General features: G+C 32.1%; 4 protein-coding genes and 1 pseudogene. All 5 read left to right on the plus strand.

What is annotated here, in order from left to right; all coding sequences use genetic code 11:
* The first annotated feature begins 478 nt into the window (after positions 1 to 478).
* Entirely contained in the window at positions 479 to 1,252 is a 774-nt protein-coding gene (fliR, locus tag J6V67_RS00505) for a flagellar biosynthetic protein FliR (protein WP_291857192.1), read from the plus strand.
* 60 nt (positions 1,253 to 1,312) lie between these two features.
* The gene (locus J6V67_RS00510) at positions 1,313 to 3,358 is read left to right on the plus strand and encodes a hypothetical protein (RefSeq protein WP_291857194.1); all 2,046 of its coding nucleotides are present in this window, start codon (positions 1,313 to 1,315) and stop codon (positions 3,356 to 3,358) included.
* On the plus strand, positions 3,358 to 3,975 hold the full coding sequence (gmk, locus tag J6V67_RS00515; protein WP_291857196.1) for a guanylate kinase: 618 nt from the start codon (positions 3,358 to 3,360) through the stop codon (positions 3,973 to 3,975). The genes J6V67_RS00510 and gmk overlap by 1 nt, the downstream gene beginning before the upstream one ends.
* Positions 3,976 to 4,005: 30 nt before the next feature.
* The gene (gene tatA / locus J6V67_RS00520; RefSeq protein ID WP_291857198.1) at positions 4,006 to 4,218 is read left to right on the plus strand and encodes a twin-arginine translocase TatA/TatE family subunit; all 213 of its coding nucleotides are present in this window, start codon (positions 4,006 to 4,008) and stop codon (positions 4,216 to 4,218) included.
* A pseudogene (locus J6V67_RS00525) lies at positions 4,218 to 4,489 on the plus strand (arginine--tRNA ligase); the annotation flags it as partial. The gene tatA and the pseudogene J6V67_RS00525, both read left to right, overlap by 1 nt.

A 4,489-nucleotide genomic window follows, 5' to 3' on the forward strand; every position in this document is an offset into this window, starting at 1 on the left:
GTAGCTCAAAATGCTGCTAAACCTGCCTACACTTGTAGGTAGGGTTTTCTTACCATAAATTATTATTTTATAACATTTTATCAATACAAATCACTACAATCTTATTAAATTCAGTTTGATATGCAAACCTTAACTTGCATTTATATATTATTTGATTTTTATTTGTGATTTATTACCACAAAGATACAATAACTCTATAATACAAACGCTATTAGCAGCGATGTATTTGCAAAATTATATTAGTATTTTCATCATTTATTTTAGTATTTTTATGTTAATTTATGCTGTATTAGAGATTGTAGCGTGGATGAAAATCTCATAAATTACCCATCGGCTAAAATTAATTAAACAATGATTAAGAAGTTTTATAATAGCTAAAATTACTAATTTTAAATCCAAAAATCTAAATTTATCTAAATATTAAGCCAAAATTTCGCAAAAACTAAGTATCATAAGCGCCAAATTAATTAGGTGAATTGTGGAATTTGTAAATTATTTAGGGCAAGAAAATGTCGTAACATTCTTTTTGCTTCTTGTGCGAACTGGTGCTTTGATGGTGTTTTTTCCATTTTTTAACCATATGCAAATTCCTATGACAATCAAAGCCACACTCTCATTTATGCTTACATTATATCTATTTCCGCTAGCTACTCCGCCGGCAAATTTAGATGGTATAAATGTTCAGTATCTTATACTTGAAGCACTCTCTGAGCTTATGCTTGGGCTATGTGCTGGGGTACTTTTGATGCTTGTTTTTGGTGCAGTGCAACTAGCAGGTGAACAGATATCGATGATTATGGGATTTTCAATGGCAACAGTTGTTGACCCACAAAGCGGAATAAATGCCCCACTAATCTCAAATATCTTAAATTTAATAGTTTTACTGGCATTTTTGTTATTTGATGGGCATCATTTAGTGTTATATTTTTTGGCTTATGGACTTGAATATATCCCGCTTGGCGGCTTCTATCCTGAACAAAATATCTTAAAATACGCTTCCCAAGGTATGGTAAATCTCTTTTTATATGGCTTTATAATCTCATTTCCGATTTTAGCCCTTACTCTAATGTCGGATTTGATTTTTGGAATGCTTATGAAGACCATGCCACAATTTAACCTACTAGTTGTAGGATTTCCAATTAAAATTACTATAGCTTTTGTTGTGCTTATGGCGATTTTAGCTGTTATTGTTAAGGTATTTACAACACTAATGATGAGAGTTTTAAACGATTTGCCAAGTTTATTTTTCTAAATAAAGCAATACATAATGAAAATTTGCGTAAAATAGTGTAAATTTTTTAAGGGGTAGTCTATGAAGGTGATTTTGCTAAATAATAATCCAGCAGTTTCAAAACTTGTGAGTGTGAGTTTAAATAAACTTGGATATACTTTTGCTGAGATTGATAATTTAGAGTATTTAACTAGCAATGATGCTGATTTAATTATATGTGATAGCGGGCTTTATGATAGTAAAATTAATTACTTAGAATATGCAAAAAATCAGCTATTTTTAATCCCTAGAAATCGAGCTGATGAGTATAATCTAGCTAAAAGCCAAACTCTACAAAAGCCATTTTTGCCAACTGATTTTATCGATGTAGTAAAAAGAATCCTAGTTGAGATTCCAAAATCAACTAAAATAGCAGAACCTAAACCTAGCAATATCGAAGTAGGAGATGAATTTGGTCAGATTCACACTAGTGATAAGCTAGATGAATTTAGCGATTTAGGTAGCGATGAGTTACTTGATGATATCAATAAACTCCAAGATGATTTTGAAAATAGCTCATTTGATGATGAAGATTATGAAGAACAAGAGCTTGAGCAATTTGAGAATTTAATCGAAGTAGCTGAGCCTAAGCCGACTAAGGATGAATTTGATGATTTTGATAGTGGATTAGGACTTGATGATGAACTTAGCAAGATTGAGAGCCTAATAGATGAATCAAAAGATGTTAATAATCTTACTGATGATTTAATTAGCGACAATAAAGAGTTAAATATTACAACAGATGAGTTTAATCTAGATAACATAGATGATGAGCTAGCTAGACTTAATAGCTTAGAATATGAGACAGATAATTTAGCAGATAAAAACCTCAATAAATCAGTAGATGAATCACAAGCTAAAAGCATAAATAATCAGATCAACACAAATAACCAAATTCAAGAATTAGATGATACTGATTTGGATCTAGATAATCTAGGTATCAAACTTGACGAGATAGATAGTTTAGATGATAAAAAAGAACTTGATGCTTTAGATAATAAAATTAATGAGATTGAAGCATTAGATGATTTAAGCAATGATGAACAAACAATAGATAATTTAGATAATCAAGCACAAGAATCAAGTCCAAGCAATAACCTTAATGACGAACAAAAATATCAAAATATTAAAGATATAACCAGCGAATATGAAAATATCGAGCTTGATATCTCAGCATTTGATGCGCTTCCTGATGGCGATAGTGAGGTTGATAATGCTGAATTTGACACTACATTTAAAGATGAACTGACAGATGAATCAACTATAAAACCAGTTGGCAAATCAGAGCTTGAATCTGAATTTCAAGATGACTCTGTTGCAGATTTGGCTACTATACCACAAGAGATTGCCGAATTTGATGAGACAGAAGAGTCAATTATCCAGCCTGAAGCAGTTGCTGAGTTTGCAACTGATGAATTTGAACAAACTCAACCAGCACAAGAATCAAAGAGCGAATTTGAATTTAAAGATGAATTAATAGATGAATCAACTCAAAAAACTCAGCCAGCATTCTTAGTCGAAGAGATTGGCCTAGATAAATTTGATAATGAGCTAGATGATCTTGAGAGTGAACTAGCAGGTTTTGAGAGCGATCTAGCAAATATTAAAAGTAGCCAAGATGAATATGAGCCTTTAGATTTTGATGAAAGTCAAGATTTTAATGAACTAGCCGACGAGAATGACCAAGTTAAAGATGTTGAATACACTGAGAATTTAAATAAATTAAGCAGTATGCTTGATGAGATTGATAATATGGATTGTGAGAATGATATGAAAAACCAAGATTTAAGCAATAGCTATGAAGCTAGCACAATTGATGAGATAGAAGAAGCTGCTATAAAAGAAGCTCTTCATGAAGAAAATAATGAAGAAAATAACCAAACCCAAAGCGAATCAAAAGCTAATCAATCAGATAAAGTCGCTGTAGAAAATAAAACAGAACTAAGCCAAAATGAACAAAATGAGATAGCTCAGGTTTTAGCCTCACAAATTGGCGAGGGATTAGGAAGAGCATTTAGCACTAGCGCCTTAAAAGATGTATTAAAAGATATTAATATTAATATTAGTATTAGTTTTGAAGGTAGATAATGAGCGGTCAAATTCTAATAATAAGCGGCCCAAGCGGAAGTGGGAAAAGTACGCTATTATCACGCTTAATGGCTGAATTTGGCAATCTTTATTTTTCTATTTCTAGCACAACTAGGGAACCACGAGCTGGAGAGAAAAATGGGGTTGATTATAACTTTATTAGTACTGATGAATTTAAACAAGGAATTGAGCAGGGTAAATTTTTAGAGTGGGCAAATGTGCATAAAAATTATTATGGCACTAGCCTAGAACCAGTAGAAAAAGCTCTAAAAGATGATAAAATTGTGATTTTTGACATCGATGTTCAGGGCTTTCATCTAGCAATGAAGCAATATAAGGAGTTAATTACCTCAGTTTTTATAACTACAAAAGATAGACACGAACTAAAAAAACGACTAATAAAGCGTGGTAGCGATGATGAACAAACCATTGAAAATAGGTTATTTAACGCAGCTACTGAAATCGCTCACATCGGTGAATATGACTATCTTATCATCAATGATGATTTAGATAGCTCATATGAAAAACTTAAGGCAATTTTTATCTCTATGAGATCAAAAACACAAAGCTTTGTCCTAAATGACGTGATAGAGAGCTGGAGCGAATGCTCAATTTAACAAATTTAAATTTTAATTAAGGAGAAAATTATGGGTAGTATGAGTATAAGTCACTGGTTGATAGTTTTAGCAATTATTGTTTTGCTTTTTGGTGCTAAAAAAATCCCTGAATTAGCAAAAGGTATGGGTAAAGGAATTAAAAGCTTTAAAAAAGAGATGGAAGATGATACCTCATTAGAAAAAATCGAAAAGACTGAGGATGCAACTCAAATAAAAAAAGATGAAACTCAAAAGAGTGCCTAATGAGTGCTAAAGATACGCTAAAAGCACAAATAAGCGCTATTTTAGAGCGTGAAGTCGTAATAGAAAAACCAAAGGATAAAACCCTAGCTCACTATGCTACACCACTTGCTTTTGGGCTAGCTAAGGAGTTAAAAAAATCTCCAGTAGTTATCGCTGCTCAGATGGCACAGCAATTTAGTTCGCCAAACTACGAAGTAACTGCTGTAAATGGATATATAAATTTCAAACTCAGTGGCGATTTTTTAGACTCTTTAGCTAATGATGCACTTAA

It is taken from the genome of Campylobacter sp. (assembly GCF_017646085.1).
Taxonomy (GTDB): domain Bacteria; phylum Campylobacterota; class Campylobacteria; order Campylobacterales; family Campylobacteraceae; genus Campylobacter.